Here is a 21,430-nt window from a genome sequence, read left to right on the forward strand (position 1 = left end):
TCTCCAAATTGGGAATTGCTGCAATTAACCCTCAGCAATTTCAAAGATTCTGCAACCCCAGTCTCTCGCCCCGGTAACTGCCGTCCAAGACATTGGCCCACCAGGCTTTATTATCGAGATACCATTGCACGGTTTTTCGCAGACCGGTTTCGAAGGTTTCTTGCGGCTCCCAACCCAATTCACGTTTGATTTTACCGGCATCGATCGCATAACGCAGATCATGACCGGGACGGTCTTGCACGAATTGCATCAAATTTCGATGCGGCCTGAAATTCGAATCCGGCATTAATTCGTCGAGCACGGCGCAAATCGTTTCGACGACTTCCAGGTTGGTTTTTTCATTGTTGCCGCCGATATTGTAAACCTCGCCGATACGGCCATTTTCGAGCACGGTCTCGATCGCGCGGCAATGGTCTTCGACATACAGCCAATCGCGCACATTCATTCCGGCCCCGTAAATCGGCAAGGACTTTCCGCTAAGCGCGTTCAAGATCATCAACGGAATGAGTTTTTCCGGGAATTGATAAGGCCCGTAATTATTCGAGCAATTGGTCGTCAATACCGGAAAATCGTATGTGTGATGATAGGCTCTGACCAAATGATCGGAGGCGGCCTTCGACGCCGAATACGGCGAATTCGGTTGATAAGGCGTTTGCTCGGTGAATTTGCCTTCCGCGCCCAGCGACCCGTAGACTTCATCGGTCGAGACATGAAGAAACCGAAAATTCTGCCGATCTTCGCTATCGAGTTGCCGCCAATAAGCCTTCGCTGAATCGAGCAATCCGTATGTGCCGACCACATTGGTCTGAATAAACGCACCGGGATTGTCGATCGAGCGGTCGACATGGCTTTCGGCCGCGAAATTGACGATGGCATCGGGTTGATAACGCGCCAACAAATAATCGACCAGGCTTTTATCGCCGATCGACCCAAGCACGAAACGGTGATTGTCGTTACCGTCCAAATCCGCCAGAGTTTCCAGATTACCGGCGTAGGTCAAGGCATCCAGATTGATGACTTTGACACTGCCTTTTTCCACTAAGCGACGGACGAAATTGCCGCCGATGAAACCGGCGCCGCCGGTTACCAAAATCGTTTTGTGTTGCATTAGGCGCCTCCTCCTTTTCGAGTCATCATGCCTTTCGATGGGTTATAACCGAGTATGGCCGCTGTCATGAAAATGACAAAGGCCGATAGTGTGTAGATAAAAGCCTCTTGATTGAATTGGTTATACAACGCAAAACGAATCAATTCCACCGCTTGCGAAAACGGATTGTACCGAGCGATTTCATGCAGCAATTCGCTGGACTCCTTGATTTTCCAAAGCGGATACAACGCAGTCGACATGAAAAACATCGGAAAAATGACGAAATTCATCACGCCGGCAAAGTTTTCCAATTGTTTGATGAACGACGACAGCAATAAGCCCAATGCGCCAAGCATCATTCCGGACAACAACAAGGCCGGCAATACCCACAGATAGCCTTCAAGCGGCGCCTCGATCTCATACAGCCAGGCAACGCCGAGAAAGACATAGACTTGCAAGACCGAGACAGCGGTTCCGGCGATCAGCTTACAAAACAGCAGAAACCAGCGCGGCAGCGGCGCGACCATCAGAATCCGCATACTGCCCATTTCGCGGTCGTAAACCATCGACAACGAACTTTGCATGCCGTTGAATAATTGAATCATGCCGATCAGACCGGGCGTGATATACACCTCGTACAGAATATAGGTTTCGTAAGGCGGCGCAATCGCGATACCGAGCGCGGCGCGAAACCCCGCCGCGAACACGAACAACCAGAGCAAGGGCCGAACCAAGGCGGAAATAAAACGTTCGCGCTGCTTAACGAAGCGCAACAATTCGCGGCCGATAATGCCCCACATCGCGCGCCAGTAATGCAATATTCTCATACCCGCGCTCCTTGAGTCAGTGCAAAAAACGCCTCGTCGATCGACTCTTTGCCGGTCTGTTGCAAAACCTTAGGAATCGCGCCGTTCGCCTTGACTTGGCCTTGATGCAACACGACCAAATGATCGTCCGGATAAATTTCGTCGATGAGATGCGTCGCCCACAGCACCGATAATTGCCCGTCCTTGACCAATTGATGAACGTGTTCGACGATCGCCTTGCGGCTCGGCACATCGAGTCCGACCGTCGGTTCGTCGAGCAGCAGCAGCGATGGCTTATGCAACAAGGCACGGGCAATTTCGACACGCCGCCGGTGCCCGCCGTTGAGTTGCCGTATTTTTTCGAAACGGCGCTCATACATATCGAATCGCTCCAATTCTTCCTGTATACGCTGTTTCGCCACTTTACGCCTCATGCCGTGCAGAGCCGTGTGGTAACGCAAATTCTGCATCACCGTCAGGTCCATATCGAGCGTGGTTTGCTGAAAAACCACGCCCAACATTGCCAATGCCTTGCGCGTTTGTTTCTTGATATCGAAGCCGGACAGTTCGATACGTCCGGAACGCGTATCGTAAAGCCTCGTAATTAACGCAAACAAGGTACTTTTTCCGGCGCCGTTCGGTCCGAGCAGAATCGTACATTCACCGGGATTTATCGAAAAGCCGACCTTATCCAGAGCTTTCTTGCCGCTGTAGGAAAAACTTAAATCCTCGACGGACAACGCGATCGAATTCATGGTTTAGCAACCACTCCCCAGGGATAGCGCCCTACCCCGACCGATTTGGTGACTTTATGACTAGCCAAGTCGATGATCGAAATATCGTTGCTGACGCCGTTGGTTGTATAAAGCCGCTTTTGATCGGGAGAGAACGCCAAATTCCAGACTCTTTCGCCAACCAACAGAAATTTTTCGATCTCGTAAGTTTTGGCATTAATTACCGCAACCCGGTTCGCAGGCCCCATTGCGACATAGCCCCAGCGATTGTCCTTATCGATCGCGACGCCGACCGGCTGAATCTTATCGAAAGTCACGCCCGGAACTTCCAGTTTAATATTCTTGACGATTTGCCGAGTCTCTGCATCGAGTATCGTCAAGGTCCCGGCCATTTCCGACGTCGCCCAAACGAATTTACTGTCGGCGGTAAAACTCAACGCCCGTGGACGCGGGTCGACTAGCGTGTTATCGACGATCGAGAGACTCTCGGTATCGATCCAGTGCAGCATATTGGTCGTTTCCGAGGCGCTGATAACCCAACGCCCGTCGGGACTCGCGGCAATGCCTTCCGGCTCGACGCCGACCTTGATTTCCTTGATCGCTTTGCGTTCTTGCACATCGATCACGGTGACCTGACTGTCGTCCTCATTCGATACATACATACGTCTGCCGTCGGGACTGACCGCAAAGGTCTCGGGATCCTCGCCGGACGGCAATCGTCCAACTTCCTCAAGCGTTTCGGCATCGATGATTTTAATCGTATCGTCGTCGCTGGTCGCTATGTAAAGGAACTTATTATCGGGGCTGATTGCAATACCGCGAGGTCTTTGCCCGACCGGTACCGTTTTGGTTAATGTTCCGGCAATCGGATCGACGACGGCCAAGGCATTGTCTTTTTCCAGTGTGACGTAAACCGTTTCGGCGTGGGCCGTAACGGCAGCGCATAGCGCGACAGTCCATAATATATTTTTCATAGTCTCTACCTTTTACTTAAATTTGGTTTCAGGTTGATCAAAACCCAGCGTATCCAATTCGGTTTTCGGATGTAAAAAACCTTCGATCGGGGCGACCGCAACCAAAGAACGTGGCGCCGCGAGTAACAGCGGTTGTCTCAACTGACCGTTCCAAGTCCGGAACGACAATGGCCTGCCTTTATAACCTTGCAACGCGAATTTGTCGCTCAACAAATAAGGCTTGATATCGTTGAGTTGGCTCGATTGGGTCCGGGTCGCGGCCTCGCCGACGGCACGAATCGCTAGATAAGCGCCGTAATCCGCCTCTTCCATCCAACGGCCCTTTTGCTCTTTGAAACGATTTTGAATTTGCACCGCGCCCCATTGTTCATGCGCACGATGCCAGGACGTCGCGATCAAGCCTTGCGTGCCGATAACCGGCCTTGGAATCCAAGTCCGATAATCGAGATATTCGCCGAACAAGCCTTGTTCGTCGGCAACCACCAATATATCGTAGTCGACGCCCTGCGTGAACACCGGTACATCGGATTGAGCGGTACGCCGAGCGTCATAGGTATGATCCCAGGCTTTCTCCGCGACGATTTTCATGCCGAAACGCTTCGCGGATCGCTTGATCGCAGCGGCGAATAATTTATCTTCATCGCTCGCACCGATCACCAAAAACCACTTGGCCCAGCGCTTTTTCAACATATATTGAGCTAAGGCATCGGCACGCATTGCGCGGCTTGGTAAGATATGCAGCACATCGCTACCGCAACGCTGCCGCAGACTGTCGTCCGTCGTCCCCGCATCGAAAATCAAGGTGTGCTCCGGCTTATTCGCATCGATGATTTTCAGTAAATCATCGGCTGGCAAATTAGCGACAACAAAGGAAAATTTCCCGGCTATCTTGTCGTTAAATTCCTGGGCGACATCGCCGTCGATCGGCACGATAACCTTGTTCAGTTTATACAATTGACCGGTAAACTGTCCGGTAGTGTTGTTATCGTCGATCGCCAGTTCGGCGCCAAGTTCCCCTTTGTCTTGAATAAACGGATCAAGATTCGACAAGGCCGGCGGAGCCGTTTTTTCTTGGGTAAAGTAAACAATTTCGATTTCCTGTTTTTGTTCCGCTTGTGCAACAAAGACAGTCAACGACAGCATACTAATACCTAACAATAAAGATCGGACGATCATTTTCCTACTCCATTCAATTGCTGTGGCTGAGATAAAAATTCGGCGCCGGGGGTCCGCCAAAGGACGCCGTGAATACGTCCATCTAGGCTCGAGAAAGCTCCATGCTGGCAAAGCCTTGTCGGACACCTCGGCGCCTCCTTAGGCACTGCCGAAATTTGAAGTGCGAAAGATATAACTTAACAAATTCCTGACGCTTAAGGTATTGCTCAATCGAGCATTATAAACATAACTGAGCAGGGTTTCCTTATGCATCGACACCGCCAATAATAAACTGCCCCCTAATACAAGCGAAAACACACTATAATTTAAAAAAGCGCCACATTATTCGATAACCCAACATTACTCATGATTTCGTAATCCCCATGGCCGACATCAATCCTCCTTCAGAAGATCATCGTGATATTTTCGATTTAGATACCGATGATACGATTCAAGATAATGGCCGAAGATCGGTTCGCTATGTCAGAAACGATATTCAAGTCGCGTTGATTGCAAAAAACCTGCTAGGGATAGATAAAAAGACACAAGCCCAACTTCAAGACATCAGCAGTAAAGGCTTACGCGTAAGCGCCGAAGAAAAACTGAGCATCAATAAAAAAATTACTGTAGTACTTAAATTCACGGACGGCAGACGATTTAATATCAAAGCCAAAGTCGTCCGCCAATCCAGCAGCAATAAGTTTGACTACGGTATCAAGTTCGAAGAAAGACAAAACGGTCTTGGCGATCATTTACTTGAAACTCAGACGGATTTACTGTTTAAATGAACGATCCAAGAAAATTATTGCCCAATTAAAAGACAGGCATTACCACCATGAAACCGGATATCGGCAAATTATACCTTTCGCACTTCAAATTTCGGCAGTGCAGCGGAAGAGACCCCGGGGCCGAATTTTCATTTACGATGGGTATAAAATGCCATATCGATACCAATGAACACTTTGTTATACCTATCGCACTTCAAATTTCGGCATTAGCGTATGGAGGCGTCGGGGCGTTCGGCAAAGGCTTTGGCAGCATGGATGCTGTCATAAAGCCCACATGGACCTATTCACGGCGTCCTTTGACGGGCACCCCGCGACGCCGAAATTTGACTAGCAAAGGGTATAGTCAGGAATCTTTTCGAATGAGGAATCCAAAATGGAAATCCAAGCCATAACACCACGCATCGACAATACCGTACCGAATGTTCCCGCTCAGCCGGAGCAAAATCGCGGACTTACCGAAGAGCTAAATCAAAGGACTGCCACACCAAGAGCGCCTATCGTTAACGATGAACAAAATCTCGAATTATCGGATAACGCACTGCAACTTTCCGAATCGTTTCGTAACCGTGAAGTGCAAAATATCAATACAGCCCCACCGGTCACCGAACCGGAACAGGCCAACGAGATTGTCAGGCAAACCGCCGACTTGATTAAACAATTTCCGTCGAACGGTCTAGCCGCTCAGAGCAACCTGACATCTAGCGTCGTGAAAGGACTGCTCGGTTAAATGATGCCTTCGCCTTTTTTAAGCGAAATTTATATTTATCCGGTTAAATCGTTGGCGGGTATTGCAGTCGACCGCTGGCCGGTGACCGAAAAAGGCCTGCGCCATGATAGGCAATGGATGTTGGTTGATAAAAACAGAAAATTTTTATCCCAGCGGCGCCTGCCTAAGATGGCATTGATTCGCACCGCATTGACCGAAAGTTGTCTGACTCTATCGGCGCCGGGTTTGGACGATTTGGTACTCCCCCTGGAGGCATCAAGCGGTGAAACGCTCGAATGCGAAATCTGGCATGACCGCTGCCTGGCACACGAGGTTTCAACACAAGCAAACCGATGGCTCAGTGATTTTTTACACATCGACTGTAAATTGGTCTACCAAGCGGAAGAAACGATTCGCCCGGTCGATCCGAATTACGCCCGGCCCGAAGACAAAGTTTATTTTTCGGACGGCTTTCCGTTCTTGATACTTTCGGAAAACTCTCTGGCCTCACTCAACCGCGCCATGAATCTGAATTATCCAATGCCCCGTTTTAGGCCTAATTTGGTCATTTCAGGTTGCGATAGCTACGCCGAAGACAGTTGGCGAACGATAAGCATCGGCGAAATCAACTTCAGATTACCTAAACCCTGTGCGCGCTGCTCGGTACCGACTATCGATCCGGAAACGGCAGAATCCGGACAAGAGCCGCTGCTCACATTAAGTAGAATTCGCAAATGGAACCAAAAAGTTTATTTCGGACAAAATGCCTTGCATGACAATACCGGAGTATTACACATCGGCGATCAGGTTAGCATCCATAAAACCGGACCCAAACAACCCCCGATAGTCTAAAACGAAATATTGATGTTGCCATGATCACGCTCATTAGAATGGCAAAACCATTAAGATTAAGACGTCGCGATTCACTGAAATTTCCTAAGCCTATACCTTTCTTTCACACTTCAAATTTCGGCAGTACCCGAGGAAGCACCGGAGTGTCCGACAAAGGCATTGCGGGCACGGAGCTGGCATAGAGCCAACATGGACGTATTCACGGCGTCCTTTGACGGACACCCCGGTGCCGAATTTTGATCTACGATGGTTATACTTAGAAAGTCATTGTAAATTTTTTAGTTTTTTATCTTAAATAGAGCGCGATGCAAAAAATTTTCCTCATCCTGGGTATTCCCTTATTAAGTATCGGCTTTTGGCTTAGCGAAGAATTTAAAGGCATCGCAGCCGGCGTTGCTATTTTTTTGTTCGGTATGTTGTCGCTCGAACAAGGCTTCAAGGCCTTTACCGGCGGCACACTGGAACGTATTCTGCAAAAAACCACTGATACGCGACTCAAAAGTCTGGGCTTTGGCATCGTCGCGACAACGCTGATGCAATCGAGCTCATTGGTATCGATCATCACGATATCGTTTCTCAGCGCGGGTTTGCTCGATTTAGCCTCAGGCATCGGGATTATCTTCGGAGCTAACCTCGGCACCTCGACCGGCGCCTGGCTAATCGCCGGCTTCGGACTTAAAGTCGATATCGCCGCATACGCGCTGCCTATGCTGGTTTTCGGTATATTATTTATTTTTCAAGCCCAGAAAAAAGTAAAAGGCGTAGGTTTCATTCTGACCGGACTCGGCTTTCTGTTTTTGGGCATCGACTATATGAAAGATAATTTCGAGCGCATCAAGGAAACCATCGACCTAGTCGAATTCGCCATGCCGGGCATCAAGGGCTTGTTGGTTTACACCGCGGTCGGCGTTGCCGCCACGGTCGTCATGCAATCGAGCCATGCCACAATGGTCTTGATCATCACCGCGCTAGCAGCACAACAAATCACTTACGAGAATGCCCTGGCCTTGGCGGTCGGCTCTAACATCGGCACGACGATCACGGCTATTATCGGCGCACTCGGCGCCAATATCGACGGCAAACGTTTAGCCTGGGCGCATTTAATTTTTAATTTTTTGACCGGCTTCGTCACACTCATATTTATTCCTTATTTTGTCGTGTCTGTAGATTGGCTAAGCGATAAGATCGGAATAAACCCCAGCGACTACACCTTAAAACTCGCCGTCTTTCACACCTTATTCAATTTTGCGGGAATCGCTCTATTATTCCCTTTTATCGGGTACATGGTCGTGTTTTTACAACGCTTCATTAAGGAAAGAAAAATCAGCATTTTCATGCCGAAATATTTAAATAGCTCGGCAGTCGAATTTCCTGAAACAATGAACGAATCGATACGACTGGAGACGCTGCATCTATACGATAATGCCGTTTATGTGATTTTAAGAACTTTCGGATTGAGTCGCCGGGATCTTCAGGACAATGAGCAGTTACTTCAAACTTTGAAGCAACAAGAAAATCCGGCCGAATACGATATCGAAAATGCTTACGAAAAACGCATTAAAGGTATTTACAGTGCCATTATCGCCTTCATCAGTCGCGCTTCTTTTTCTCCGGAAAACAAACCCTCGGCAAAACTTTATTGGCTACGCGATGCGAATCGTCATATCGTCGAGGCGATCAAAGATACCAAGCATCTACAAAACAACTGGCTGCATTTTGCCACTTCGCGTTACCGCTACGCCCGCGATGAGTATCAAAAGATTGCTTATCAAATCGCAATATTGATCAAGCAAATCGATGCATTCATGAAAAACATCGAGGCCGATGAACTCCCTTTTGTTTCGCTCGATGCTCTCAAGGCTAAAATTGAGGAAGACGACCAGCAGATCACACGCAGCATCGAGACATTGATTCGCGAAAATAAAATCACCGCCGAAACCGGCTCATCGTTGATTAATGACAGCGCTTACATGTTCAGTATCAAAACCAATCTGGTCAAAGCCGCGGAAACTTTATTTTTGCATAATACGCATCACCTTGAGCCTGAGCAGAACCTGGCATTGAATGAAACGGAAATCAAAACGGTCGTGGAAACAGTCAATTCATAAGTAAAAGGTATCGGATCATGAAAGCAAAATTTTTGACCCAATTGGAACATTTCTTCGATCCAGAGCACAAAAAAACCAAACACTACGCTAAGGAACTAAAAACCGTTCTCCGCAAACTGAAAAAGAAGGAACGCGAATTGACCGATGCGCTCGAACAAACCGCCGATCAGGAATTGGCGAAATTGTATCAAACCGAATTGGAAATCATCCGGATTCAACGCAAAAAAGGACTGGATATTTTGCAGGCGATCCGTAAGGATCGACAGAAAAACCGCTAGCCTTGGCAATGTCGGATGACTTGAAGCCACTGACCGAATAACGCATTTTCAGCCAACATCGCAGTATGACGGGCAAAAAAAAGCGGACAGAAACTGTCCGCTTGAGAAACTCTTAAAACCCTTTAGGAGGTAAGCTGCATAACGCAATTAATCAAGAGTTGAACGCATTATACCGAGCGCAAAAACCCTTGAAAATGTGACGAATTGACGCGCGACAGCTTGTCGCAGTAATATTCATTGAAAATGAAACGATGGTTGTGCGCCCGATCTGTCCAAGCCGAAGCGCTCTATTTTTTTGTATAGCGTGGAACGGGTAATACCGAGCTTTTTGGCCGCTAGCGATATATTACCCTCGCATTCAAGTAATGCCGTTTTGATACCGTAGGCTTCCCAATCAGCAAGACTCATGGATTGGCTAGGTATGAACTGACGATTGTTTATCCTCGTACCAACTGCACTGTTATCCTTGTTATTTAATTCGGCTTTAAAGTCGTCAGGCAAATCGTCCTGGGTAATCAACGAACTTTGCGCGGTATATAGGGTTGAGCGCAATACATTCAACAATTGCCGCACATTTCCGGGCCATGAATGCTGTTCAAACAGAGCGATGACATCGGAAGAAAACTCGACGCGTTCCTCAACGGGTAACTTATCCAGTTCCTGTTTCATCACGCGATGGATCAGAGGCACTTTATCGGATCGTTCGCGGAGCGGCGGCAAATGGATCTGCGCACCGTTGAGACGATAATATAAATCGCGTCTAAACCGACCGGCTTCGACTGCTTCGAGCAAATTGACATTAGTCGCGGCAACCACCTGAACATCGACCCGAACCGACCGCGTTCCCCCTACCGGAGTGAATTCGGAGGTTTCGAGCACCCTAAGCAATGTTGATTGCAGCTCGAAGCTCATATCGCCTATTTCATCCAGAAATAGAGTTCCCCGGTCAGCGAGTCTGAATTTCCCCGGCTTGCCGGAGTTACGCGCTCCTGTGAAACTACCTGCCTCGTAACCGAATAATTCGCTCTCGATCAGTTCATGAGGTATCGATGCACAATTGATCGCAATCAATGGCCCATTTTTGCGCGGACCGGCTTGTTTGATCAGATTAACAAAATAATCCTTGCCGACGCCCGATTCCCCTGTAACCAGAATCGGTATGTGGTAGCGCTGCAATTTGACCGCTTTTTTAATCATGGGCTTTAGCGTATCGGCTTCATGGTTAAAATCGATATTCGATTCTCTTCTTTTAGTTCGATACAAGCCGATTTGTTGCAAGATACGCTGTTGCGCATCTGGATCTGCGGCTATCGGAAAATTTCCGTTGATCAATACACAAATCAAATGCAAAAAAGCGAACAACGCATTCATGTTTTGCCGGCAATCACCGATTAGACCGATAACGGCAAGCAACTTGCCGTTATCTTCAATTATCGGATAACCCACGGTCGTATAGGGGTGCAGCAAGCTCAAATAGTGCTCCATCCCCTGAAAGGCGATGGGTTTTCTTAATACGACCGCACTTCCCGGACCATTATTACCGATTGCCGCCTCATGCCAATTGATATGATGGTCGTTCATGCGTTTAAGAAAATAGGCATAAGATTCAAGGTCACCCAACAGATGCAACAAATCGCCGGAATCGGAAGTTATGACCATCATCAAACCGGATTCAACCATGAAAGGCAAAAAGTTCTCTTCAATCTGTTGAATAATTTTCAGGATTTCATTCGATTCGTTGCTTTGGGAAACGGTCGGCGGCTTCATGCCGCAATACTGCCATTCGGAAAAGTGGCCCAGAGGCAATTGATACTCTTCCCGACAACGCCGCCAAGCTTGTTGAACTTCAGACCTCACCCAATCTTGTTGCTCGGGTAGCGTCCTAGTTTGATTCATCCATTGCCAAGCTTGACTAGGACGATAAAGATCGTTGTTTAAACGATGTCGATTCGAGAGCGCCTCTCGCGCCATTGTTAAATCGCGGGGTAATAGAATATCCATGTTCATTCGTTGATTTAAAACGGATTATTGACAACCATATCGACCCGAAACCATTTTTTCTTTATAAAACAGCGAGATATGGACCAATTCAAAGATGACCCACATTAACAGAATCAAAAAAAAAGGCAATGAGACATAGTGTCGCATTGACCTATGCCGCATTGCCGAGTCCTTGGAAGGATAACGAACAGCTCTATGGTGGTGTTCCTAGAGGAGATGGCAAGACAAACTGATTGACTATTCTCTGGGATCCTCCCGCGTGGCGGCGGCCCATTCCGGCGAATAACCGGCCATGATCGACAAATCGGGAACGTGCATTAAAACGGTCTCCGCAGTAATAAGCGTGGTTATCACGCTGACCGCATTACGGAGAGCCAGGCGAACAACCTTCACGGAATCGACCACACCGATATCGAGACAATTGCCGAACCGGTTTTGTATCGTATCGAATGCGATGTCCAAGTCACGATCGCTATCGATAACGGCAAAAACCGTCTCAGGGTTGATGCCTGAATTAATCAGCAATTGTCTGGTCGGCGCACGAAGCGCTTCCTGCATGATCCTGACGGCATGTTGCCGCGCATCATTCGCAACAGGTTCTCGCAAGGCTTCAATACAACGATAGAGCCCGATACCGCAACCGGGAATCACACCTTCGGCCATAGCCGCTTGTATCGATTTATAAGCATTTTCAATCCGCACCATCCGTTCCTTGATTTCGAAATCGGTGCTTCCGCCGACTTTAAATATGCCGTTTTTACCGGATAAGGCATTGATACGCTCCTCGAGTTCCTCGAGCTCATGCAGATTGCCGGTTGGCGAACCCTCACCGGGTCTTCGCGCCCTAACAAGATCGGCCTCTCGGGTGAGTCTTGCAATCAATGGTTCAATTTGCTCCGGATCACCGGTCGCACCGATAATGGTGGTTGTTAATTCATTAATGATGACGCGGCGTGCTTGCCCCAAATGCGATAAATCGATCGTATCGAGCGTCAGTAAACCATCTTCAAGTATTGCCTGTCCGCCGGTCAATACCGCCAAATCGTTGAGCCGGTCTCGGCGCCTATCTCCGAAGCCGGGCGGTTTAACGGCAACGGCGCGAAATACGCCGCGTACATGATTGAGTAACAAACCGGTCAGTGCTTTATCGATCACATTTTCCGCTATGATCAGCAAGGAGCGTTCTTGTTCGCGGACTTGCTCGAGTATCGGTATCAAATCCATCAAGTCGCCGATTTCCCTGTCGTACAACAAAATATACGGATTGTCCAAAACCGCCTCGGCGCGATCCTTGTCGGTAACGAAATAGGGAGACAAATAACCCTGTTCGTATCGCAACCCGTCGACAATCTCCAGTTCGTCTTCCCTCGAATTGCCTAGCTCGAAACTGAGCTCGCCTTTTCCGTCCAGTTCTTGATGAGCCTTGGCAAGCAATCGGGACGCTGCCTGCTCCTGTTTGGTTGCAACCATCGCCAAACTCTCCAGCCAATCGAGGCCGGAATGAATGATTGCCATGCTTTGCAATTGCGCCTCAACGATTGCCAAGGCGCCTTCAAGACCTTGCTTGATCTGCAAAGGATGGAAGCCGGCGGCAACCGACTTGATCGATTCTATGGCTAGCGTTTGAGCAAGTACGATTGCGGTCGTCGTCCCGTCGCCGACTTCACGCGAAACCGATCCCGCCACGTCGCGCAACATACGCGCGCCTAAATCGGCTACCCTATCTTCGAATTGAATCGAGTTGGCAACAGTCACGCCGTCCCGGGTAATAATCGGGGGGATACCGTCGGTTCGGTGTTGAATCACGACGGACGGCCCGGAACTACCGAAAGTCACCGAAGCCGCCCTAGCGACAGTGCGAATACCCGATAGAACACGTTCGGATGCTTCCGGATTAAAAATTACGTCGATAGTCATGTCGTCCCAGTTGATGATAATAGTTATAGTGCTCGCTCATTGTTAACTCACCCCTTAAGCCGCTCTTACTTTCTAAATTCTCTTACTGTCTAAAGTAAAGTGGGCATAAAGACGATCGTTAATCAGCGAGAGTCATAAACAAGTCGAATACTTCCTGTTTCAATCAAGTAAGCATCGTAAGCAAAGAATCGGTCGATCCACACAAACTTACTTACCTTTTAATTGATTATTTTTCATGATGGCTCTACCGGCCATTGCTCTGGTTTCATGGACTCGATTCAATCGAGACCATGTAAAAATGATCAGTTTATCCCAGTAATCCAAACCGCCTTTGAACTCCTCGATCTCATCGGGTTCGAGCTCTCCGTGCCAATAACATTTCAACTCCTCGACTCGTGCATGACCGATTTTATCCGCAAGGCGCCGCTCTTCCTGAACCAAATTTTCAATCGTCCCTTCGAGTTGGGAGACCATCTCGTCAATGAATTCGAAATCGCTTTCTTTCATAGAGATTCCCTCGCGAAGAAGTAGTGTTTTGGTGTACTAACCATGTTAAGGACTGCTTACGCTCAATGAGTGAAAACAAAATTTACAGGAGCAATCTCTAACCGCCCCCTTCGATTCCAATAACAAAACAAACTCAGGTAACAGTACTATCGGTTCAGAAAAAGATTTGGTGTTTGAATTCATTCAATAAGGCTTCCGCCTCACTGGCGCGCTCCATGAAGAACTCGGGCGTTGGTTTTTGCATAAAGTCGCAAAAGCCGTCCATACAATCCAATGTTTCATTGTCGATTTTATTAAAACCCATTGTCCATTGGCTAAAACTGCGTTCTTTAATCGGTTTTTTGTAAACCAGCATGACATCCCGATGACGCGAATCCTGAGCGATTTTGTTAAAAAGAGTCACAACCAGGTCTTCTTTGCCCTCCAATGCTTGCATGAAGAAGCCATCTCTAAATAACAACATCCCGGTGATATCATGCTTTTCATTATTGGCTCTTGCTTTTTTCAGCATATCTTTAAGGTGTTCATCAGACATACTTTGATTAGCCAAACTAACGTAAACTAAGCAAATAAGCGACATTGATCTTCTCCTTTATGAAGTTTGCAGTATCTTTGCATTCAATTAAAAAAATCGTCCCTAAAGACCGTTTTGCGCCCTACATTGATTCGAACATAGAACAAGGTTATATAGTCAACTTTCCCGTATATCTCGATTTTCCGACCATCACGCACCGGTTATAGCGAGCTTAAACTCCCAATTCCAGCTCAATTGGGCCCAACTGTATCGACCATAAGCGATCCTGATTACGTAGAACATTCAGCCAAATCGACAAAGGCCAAAAGACCCGTCATACCGGCAGGGATTGCCGGTAACCAGTGTACAGGGAACGTACTCATGTGCCTTTAAACTTTGCCTAGTCGCATCCATGCAATCTGCCCCCCGGCAATCCCTGCCTGGGTGACGATTAACAGCATTCATGGGATCTGTTACGTTCCGATTTCAGCTGAAGCTTGTTAGTAATCAGGTGAGCAATTGCTCGATAATTCTTGTGTTTTTCAAGAAATGCTAGGCAAGAATTTTTCCAGATAGACATGCTCCTTCGGAATACCTACTTCGGTACAAACTGCATAAGTCGCATCGACCATACCCGGCGGTCCGCATAAATAAAGATCCGGCTTCGCGCCTGTTTCCACTAAATCCCTTCGAAGAATATCGACCACGCTGCCTTTTTCACCATTCCAGGTATCGGTGGCTTTCCATACGCAACTCCTAACGGTCAAATTCGGCATTTCATCGGCCAAACGATTCAATTCGTCGACATAAAATATTTCATCCTCGGTATTGACGCCGAAATAAATGACGCTTTGCTGAGGTTCCTCCCAGGCTTTCATATGCCTAACCATCGATAATATAGGCGCCAAGCCGGTACCGCCGGCGACAAAGTAACGCGGTGTAAAGCCGTTTTCTTTCAAACCGAATACACCCGAGGGCCCTTTCACATGGACGGTTTGACCAATTTGAGCGTCGTGCATTAAAAATTTGGAAAACTTACCGTCAGGAAGAACACGGATCAGAAATTCCATTAGACCCTCGTTATTTTCCGTATTGGCCGGGGAATAAGAGCGCCAGGTTTCCGTTCCCGGTATTTGCAACTCGTAATACTGACCGGCCGCCAGTTTAATCTGTTGATTCGTGCCGAGCCGTTTTAGACACAATCGATAGACGTTACTGGATATCTGACTGACTTCGGTGATTTCAGTCTCGAAACAAAGATCTTCAGGCGAAAACGAGATACGGTCGTAAGTATAGGGAACTTCAACCTCGATATCGGTTTCCGGATAGCATCGGCAGAGCAAAACCATTCCCTCTTCCTCTTCATCCGGCGGCAGAGCCTGTACACTGACTTTTCCCATTTTATAATCGCCCTCGCTACAAAAACCTTTGCACGTAGCGCAACCGCCTTCCCGGCAAGAAGCCATTAGATAAATATCTTGCCGTAAGGCCGCACTTATCACATCTTCATCGTTCTTGCATTCGAGAAAGACATCTTGTTCATCCTGGGTAATTATTCTGACTTGATGCGCACTAGTCATTTATCAAGTTCTCCAATAGTATTTTAATTTTTTTTGGCTATGGCATAGAAAGACATCACATGATCTACAGCTTCCTTAGCGGATCGCAGCGATAGAGAACAACCTTCCTGTACCAATTCTTTATTGCGGTAGATCGTCCATCGCCACATGCATTCAACATCCTGAGCATAGGCGCTGTAATTTCCATCTTGCAAGAGTAAAATCCGCTCGTCATTGGCATCGTAGGTATCTTTGGGCATTGCCGACTTTTGCTCGAAAAGCTCTGCTTTCATTACTAAAACCTGTCTATAATATTTACATTTTTGATTATTTAGCCTTCTTAATAAATTCACTCCGCTAATCTTCTTTCCGGTATTTGTTAAACTCGTTCGTTCCCAATGATACTGAAGGCCGGTAAGAATAAATCCGAAAATAAGATGGCTATGAGTGGTTTGCCGACTGCGATTTTTTACCACTATTATTGTCCTGTTATTAGTGCCATAGCCCTCAACTCTTAAGCAGACCGGATAACAGAACGCGCATGGCTTAAAAAACCTCAGCCGGCAAACTTCCTATCGCATTATCATTACTGGAGCGTTACTACATTGACTCCGCGTGCCTTACGCAATTCTTCAAGCGGCATGTCGTAGTAATTGGCATTGCGCAGTTCCATCAATTTATTTCCGAGCAAGCGGTCGGTATCTTGAAAGACATTTACCGGCATCAACGGCGGTTTCCATTGTTGGCGGAATTGAATATGAATTTTTTCCGCTTCCCATTTGTCGTTGCACCTATCCATGCTGGCGAGCACTTGATTAGCAACCTGCTGGGCATCGGTGCCATCCGCATTTTTATTGAGGATTTGCGCATCGTTCATTTCCTTATGCTTCAACAAAGCCAGTTTTTGTTCGATTTTCAATTCGATCCAACCCCAATCGAGTTCCAAGTCGAAGCTTTTACGTAGCGGCGTAGTGTATTGTTCGCGAAAATCTTTTAAAAATTGAACGCCTTTAGCCAAGCTACTCAAAGCGCCGATTTTTTTCACCCATTCGTCTCGAACCGGGTTGTCGTGTATTTTGTAATTCGCCATGGTGTTCTCCTATGCTGCTTTCAAATCTTCGAGGTCACGATCAAGACCCATCAATTCCGAAGTTATCGTAAATTTTTCACCGAGCGTATAAGCTCTTCCTATCGTGGACGAAACATCGACCAGAAAGTCGTACACACTGAAAGTCCGTCCTAGAAGCTCAGATACTTCTTCGCAATCCACTTCGATTTTGCCGGTGGCCTTCAGCCACCAATATCCGGCTCTGTCCTCCACGACCAAAGTAGGGTTTTCATCCTTTCGCTCACCTAACAGAATTTCATCGACAACAATATTGATTTCATCGGATTTTTTTAGCACCAGTACCACCTCGTTGCTCTCATGGACAACTTGGTTTTCCTCGGCGAAATATTCATCGGCAAATTCTTTGCCGCTTTTCGCCATGATACCTGCGCCATAGGCGTTTGAACTTAATGACATGCTGTTCTCCTTATTTATAGCCTTTCATGATGTTTTTGATGATTTCAGCTTTGTTGAACTTATAGCTGATCTTGTCGGCGTAATCCGTTTGCCAATCGTCCAGAACCCGCGCAAGCGCCGCCTCGACGGCATCTTTGCTGGTCACGCCGGCGATTTCAGGAATATTTTCAAAAATACCCATGAAATCATGCAACGCTTGAACTGTCCTCGGCAGCCATTTATCAGTCCAGGCACGCAGCATTCTGCGGTTGTAATCGCCAAATTCCGGGTCGTCGCCCAGACAGTAAAAGAACATGTCCGAGGTAATATCTTTGGCTTGATGATAGTAAAGCTGCATTTGGTTGATGAAAAACGGCGTTAAGGTATCGCCGTAATAAGATGATAAGCGTTGGAAAAATTCGCGCCTAACGAACTGACCGAACAATGGATCGTATACCATGTGGCAGGACCACAAGATCTCGTTCCAATCGTAAGTTGCCTGCCAAATGTCTTGAACGGCCTCGCGTGCGCCTTTATAAATTTTTCCTTCGGTCCATTCCCGTTTCGGTATTTCGGTCGATTCCGGAAAACCCGGGAATACTTTGGCAAGGAACGTCCTTTCCAATTGAATCATTTGCGCGTTGTCGACTTTATCTAAGCCGATAAAAGCGATACTCATTCTCAAGGTATCGCCCAGACAATCTCTCGAGGCCGACGAGTGCGCATTGAACAATCCGTATTCGTTAAAGCAATAAGCACCCAAGTAATCGTTAAGAACTTCATCGCGCCATACCGGATCGATCGAGCGACCTTGTCCTTCAGCAGAATAAGCCTCCAGGAAGCGCGACGTGTAACGCCATTCCTCCGCTTTATCTTTTACATACGGCGCATGCCAACGTTTCGCCGGATCCCTGTGCTTATGCCAATCGGTGCTTTGCAGTTCGGTTGTTTCATTACCCCATGAAGGCCGTCCGCCATGAAATTTTTGCGTCCAATCGCCCCAATCCAAACCGCCGGGAATCCAGTCCGGCGTTGGTTGCGAGTAACAGGTTAAAATTTCATATTCGGACAACCGGCGACCGCGTGGTTTAACGAAATAGTTCATTTTACGTTGGGTATCGAGCGGCTGGTCGGGAATTGCGGCCAATATTTCCTTGACCATATCCGGATCGGTCAGACCTCTTTTTCCTTGTTGTACTTGAATCGACATTGATGTGTCTCCAGTTTGTATTTTAATGATTATTAGTTGCATCGACCGAGACGGGGGCTTTCTGTGCACCCGCCTCGTAACTCAAACGGTTCGACTTTTTGAAAAACGCGACCTTAAGCTAACGGATCCTTAAAGACGCAGTTAAGCTTTTTAATATCGTCAAGCGTCCACAATTTTCCGTTTTTATCCGTATGCGGCTGTGCGATCAATGTTTTTCCATCGCTACGCACACCATGACCTTCGGCTATGACTTCGGACAATTCGCGTCCTGCATATTGTTCGAACATGTTTTGGCACTCGTAACGTTCCGGCTCCATCAGCCACATCCGCTCGCCCCAGTCATCACTGAACGAATGTTTTTTGCCGTTCAACTCATGCACTCGCAGGGTGCTGGCGCCTTTGCACAGAGAAGGACAGAACGGAACTTGAGACACGCGATCGATATAGATCTCATGATTGTTTTCGATAAACCACATCAACGGAATAAAGCCGCTGTTCGGATCTTCGCAGCCTCTAGCCCGCCATTCTTGGTAGATTTTTCCATAGTGGTCGTACCAACCCGGATAATTGGCTTCGTACCAATCCATTTCTTCCTGGGTCGGCAAACTCAAACGGAAAAATCCGGTCGGCCATAAGGCATAAGCCAATAAAAACAAGTCGTGATGCGCCCAGTAGGCGTCTTTTTTCGCATCTCTTAAACTACGTGGCGATTCGACGCCGTATTTTCCCAGCCGTCCGATCCAAATACCGCCCCAATCTTCATAAACCCAACGATTCCAAGTTTTTACCCACGGCTCGACTTTGAACTTACTGCCGTATTCGAACAACATACCCAATACCGGGGTAAAGTATTTTTGTTGGGTCCAGAACGCATTATTCAAATCGGTATTCAAATACTTCGAAGCCGCTTCGTCGTTAGCGATCGACACGACGGTTTGATAACCGTTAGCCATATGCCGTAATTCGTCGGTTTCGATCGATAAAAATACGGTCGGCGTGATTTCGTCGCCGTTGGCAGCCGCCCATTCGGTGATCGCAACAATCAACGGATTGGTAAAACAGGCTTCACCGACAAGTTGCAGATTGATCGAACATTCGACCGCATCGCCGGAAATAAATCCGTCCGAAAACACCCGTTTCATACCTTTCCACAGAGGACCGATCGTCCGGGTTCTGCGAGCGTCGTTGTGACCGGCAGGGTCGTGGAAGTGTTTGGTATAGTAATAATTGACGTAACCGCATTGATTGGTATGGCGTATTTCATCCAACACCTGCGCTAGATAACCGTTTTTTTGTTCGGGTGCCGTTGCCGAGTCCCACAGCATGCCGGTCGCGGCAATCGCATTGTATTCGCCGACTTCCAAAAAATTGGAGGCGACTTTCATGGTTTCGCCCCATTTAGGATGAATCCGGTTACCGGCATCCAGCCGGGTCAATGCATCCTGCAAACTACCGAATTGACGCTCGTCCTTGACCGATTCCATGCGGGCATATTCTTTGGCGATCAGCTTGAATTGCTCCTTGGTATCATTCGCCATATGGTACTTTGTAGGGTATTTCGAGCGGTTTTTTTCGAAATCCCATGAAAAACTTTGCAACCAACGATGTACTTCTTGAGCACCGACACTGACCGGTGCTCGATTAATTTTTAAAGCGTCGGTTGCCGCTTTTGTTGCAGCACTTATTGCCATTTGACTTCTCCTGTGTGTTAGTTACCGAAAAAATGAGTTCTTGTTGCAACGTGAGGTTGTTATTCGTTTGCAGACTCATTCACCAAAGGAAATGCATAGACCATGCCAACATAGCTTAATTTTGTATTACCGCTTATTTACAGATACTTACATCGATAAAACCTCTGCTGAAGAAGACATCTACAGTGTTGATGGCGTCTTATATATAAACAGTGTTCAATTTCTAAACGTATAGAAAATCACAAGGCTAAGCTCCACTCGACAACACGCCACCGTTTCAAAATGAGGGCAGGACATGAATTCTATAAACATAGTAACGCTCATGAAGGCTCGGCCATCGCCCCTGCCAATGAAAGATTAACCGCGTAGCCAGAATGGAGCGTAACGCGTCCCGGGACTTTCGAAGCCCCGCCCTTCCCGTATTCCGCTTGCGCTGTATACGGGCTACGCATTTTGGCTTCGCTGGAAGCGGTCGATAGCGATACAGCATGGGAATCTGTGCTAAGTAAGTGTCCAAAATTTATTTCCCGATTTGGCTAGTATCAGGTAACGCTGGAAGAAGTGTGCGCGGCATGGACGCCGCGCCCAAGCCTATAGGGATATATTCAGGGCGTCTTCCGGAAGCGTTACCTGATACTGGCCGATAAAACCGGGTAATTATTTTGAAACAATTACTAAGTTTGGTGCGGATGGACTGAAGACTTACAACGGTATTTTATTCTTCTCCGCTGTTGAATAACGACAATAAGCGGTCGATTTTTTCTTCGATGCGTTGCACGGACCGCTTCAACTCCTTCACTTCGTGTCGCTGTTTGGCCGTATTTTCATGTATATATTCGAAATGAACCTGAAAATATTTAGGTAAAGGAAAATCACGTTTATCGTTACTACGATGTTGAGTCGGCGATTTAAAATCTGCGGCGCCTGAATTTTCTCGTATATTCGATGTGAATGGCAAAATTGTCATGAATGTAGAGCCTGAAGGGTTAAAATGTCGGTAAAAATCGCGCGCATCGAATTTCGGATTGACCCGAAATTC

General features: G+C 47.4%; 21 protein-coding genes. 5 read left to right on the plus strand and 16 right to left on the minus strand.

What is annotated here, in order from left to right:
* Window positions 1-40: 40 nt before the first annotated feature.
* Genes rfbB through METBU_RS0109320 form a run of 5 tightly spaced genes read right to left on the minus strand, consistent with a single transcriptional unit; the run spans window position 41 to window position 4,777 of the window.
* Window positions 41-1,108 (minus strand): dTDP-glucose 4,6-dehydratase, encoded by a 1,068-nt coding sequence (rfbB, locus tag METBU_RS0109300; protein ID WP_017840359.1) that lies wholly within the window; start codon window positions 1,106-1,108, stop codon window positions 41-43.
* A complete protein-coding gene (locus tag METBU_RS0109305) occupies window positions 1,108-1,914 on the minus strand; it encodes an ABC transporter permease (protein WP_017840360.1) in 807 nt (268 codons plus the stop codon). The genes rfbB and METBU_RS0109305 overlap by 1 nt, the downstream gene beginning before the upstream one ends.
* Window positions 1,911-2,648: an ABC transporter ATP-binding protein gene (locus METBU_RS0109310; RefSeq protein WP_017840361.1), complete on the minus strand. Its 738-nt coding sequence runs from the start codon at window positions 2,646-2,648 to the stop codon at window positions 1,911-1,913. Before METBU_RS0109310 ends, METBU_RS0109305 begins: the two co-directional genes overlap by 4 nt.
* Window positions 2,645-3,601 carry a PQQ-dependent catabolism-associated beta-propeller protein gene (locus METBU_RS0109315; protein ID WP_017840362.1) on the minus strand — a complete coding sequence of 319 codons (957 nt, stop codon included), beginning with the start codon at window positions 3,599-3,601 and terminating at the stop codon, window positions 2,645-2,647. The genes METBU_RS0109310 and METBU_RS0109315 overlap by 4 nt, the downstream gene beginning before the upstream one ends.
* A 12-nt stretch (window positions 3,602-3,613) precedes the next feature.
* On the minus strand, window positions 3,614-4,777 hold the full coding sequence (locus METBU_RS0109320) for an ABC transporter substrate-binding protein (RefSeq protein ID WP_017840363.1): 1,164 nt from the start codon (window positions 4,775-4,777) through the stop codon (window positions 3,614-3,616).
* A 362-nt stretch (window positions 4,778-5,139) separates the two neighbouring features.
* On the opposite strand from METBU_RS0109320, the gene METBU_RS0109325 reads away from it, so the two are divergent.
* From METBU_RS0109325 to METBU_RS0109350, 5 genes are all read left to right on the plus strand, one after another.
* On the plus strand, window positions 5,140-5,544 hold the full coding sequence (locus METBU_RS0109325; protein WP_014148794.1) for a PilZ domain-containing protein: 405 nt from the start codon (window positions 5,140-5,142) through the stop codon (window positions 5,542-5,544).
* Window positions 5,545-5,917: 373 nt separating this feature from the next.
* Window positions 5,918-6,271: a hypothetical protein gene (locus METBU_RS0109335; protein ID WP_017840365.1), complete on the plus strand. Its 354-nt coding sequence runs from the start codon at window positions 5,918-5,920 to the stop codon at window positions 6,269-6,271.
* Window positions 6,272-7,102 carry an MOSC domain-containing protein gene (locus METBU_RS0109340; protein ID WP_017840366.1) on the plus strand — a complete coding sequence of 277 codons (831 nt, stop codon included), beginning with the start codon at window positions 6,272-6,274 and terminating at the stop codon, window positions 7,100-7,102.
* A 305-nt stretch (window positions 7,103-7,407) separates the two neighbouring features.
* The gene (locus METBU_RS0109345) at window positions 7,408-9,210 is read left to right on the plus strand and encodes a Na/Pi cotransporter family protein (protein ID WP_017840367.1); all 1,803 of its coding nucleotides are present in this window, start codon (window positions 7,408-7,410) and stop codon (window positions 9,208-9,210) included.
* Window positions 9,211-9,227: 17 nt separating this feature from the next.
* Window positions 9,228-9,488: a hypothetical protein gene (locus METBU_RS0109350; protein WP_017840368.1), complete on the plus strand. Its 261-nt coding sequence runs from the start codon at window positions 9,228-9,230 to the stop codon at window positions 9,486-9,488.
* 234 nt (window positions 9,489-9,722) lie between these two features.
* Here the strand turns inward: METBU_RS0109350 and METBU_RS0109355 are convergent, their stop codons facing one another.
* From METBU_RS0109355 to METBU_RS23835, 11 genes are all read right to left on the minus strand, one after another.
* Entirely contained in the window at window positions 9,723-11,489 is a 1,767-nt protein-coding gene (locus tag METBU_RS0109355) for a sigma-54-dependent Fis family transcriptional regulator (RefSeq protein ID WP_017840369.1), read from the minus strand.
* Between the two features lie 237 nt (window positions 11,490-11,726).
* Window positions 11,727-13,406: a chaperonin GroEL gene (gene groEL / locus METBU_RS0109365; protein ID WP_017840371.1), complete on the minus strand. Its 1,680-nt coding sequence runs from the start codon at window positions 13,404-13,406 to the stop codon at window positions 11,727-11,729.
* A 207-nt stretch (window positions 13,407-13,613) separates the two neighbouring features.
* A complete protein-coding gene (locus METBU_RS0109370; protein ID WP_017840372.1) occupies window positions 13,614-13,913 on the minus strand; it encodes a hypothetical protein in 300 nt (99 codons plus the stop codon).
* Window positions 13,914-14,067: 154 nt separating this feature from the next.
* Window positions 14,068-14,493, minus strand: a complete 426-nt coding sequence (locus METBU_RS0109375; RefSeq protein WP_017840373.1) for a BLUF domain-containing protein — start codon at window positions 14,491-14,493, stop codon at window positions 14,068-14,070.
* Window positions 14,494-14,969: 476 nt separating this feature from the next.
* Window positions 14,970-16,007 (minus strand): aromatic/alkene monooxygenase hydroxylase FAD-binding subunit MmoC, encoded by a 1,038-nt coding sequence (mmoC, locus tag METBU_RS0109380; RefSeq protein WP_017840374.1) that lies wholly within the window; start codon window positions 16,005-16,007, stop codon window positions 14,970-14,972.
* Window positions 16,008-16,030: 23 nt separating this feature from the next.
* A complete protein-coding gene (mmoD, locus tag METBU_RS27065; protein WP_201764852.1) occupies window positions 16,031-16,279 on the minus strand; it encodes a soluble methane monooxygenase-binding protein MmoD in 249 nt (82 codons plus the stop codon).
* Between the two features lie 293 nt (window positions 16,280-16,572).
* Window positions 16,573-17,076: an aromatic/alkene monooxygenase hydroxylase subunit gamma gene (gene mmoZ, locus METBU_RS0109390; protein ID WP_017840376.1), complete on the minus strand. Its 504-nt coding sequence runs from the start codon at window positions 17,074-17,076 to the stop codon at window positions 16,573-16,575.
* A 9-nt stretch (window positions 17,077-17,085) separates the two neighbouring features.
* Window positions 17,086-17,511, minus strand: coding sequence for a methane monooxygenase regulator MmoB (gene mmoB, locus METBU_RS0109395; protein WP_017840377.1), 426 nt, complete (start codon window positions 17,509-17,511; stop codon window positions 17,086-17,088).
* 10 nt (window positions 17,512-17,521) lie between these two features.
* A complete protein-coding gene (gene mmoY / locus METBU_RS0109400) occupies window positions 17,522-18,700 on the minus strand; it encodes an aromatic/alkene monooxygenase hydroxylase subunit beta (protein WP_017840378.1) in 1,179 nt (392 codons plus the stop codon).
* A gap of 113 nt (window positions 18,701-18,813) precedes the next feature.
* On the minus strand, window positions 18,814-20,391 hold the full coding sequence (gene mmoX, locus METBU_RS0109405) for an aromatic/alkene monooxygenase hydroxylase subunit alpha (protein ID WP_017840379.1): 1,578 nt from the start codon (window positions 20,389-20,391) through the stop codon (window positions 18,814-18,816).
* Between the two features lie 715 nt (window positions 20,392-21,106).
* A complete protein-coding gene (locus METBU_RS23835; protein WP_017840380.1) occupies window positions 21,107-21,358 on the minus strand; it encodes a hypothetical protein in 252 nt (83 codons plus the stop codon).
* Window positions 21,359-21,430: the final 72 nt, after the last annotated feature.

The organism is Methylotuvimicrobium buryatense 5G, from assembly GCF_000341735.1.
GTDB lineage: Bacteria > Pseudomonadota > Gammaproteobacteria > Methylococcales > Methylomonadaceae > Methylotuvimicrobium > Methylotuvimicrobium buryatense.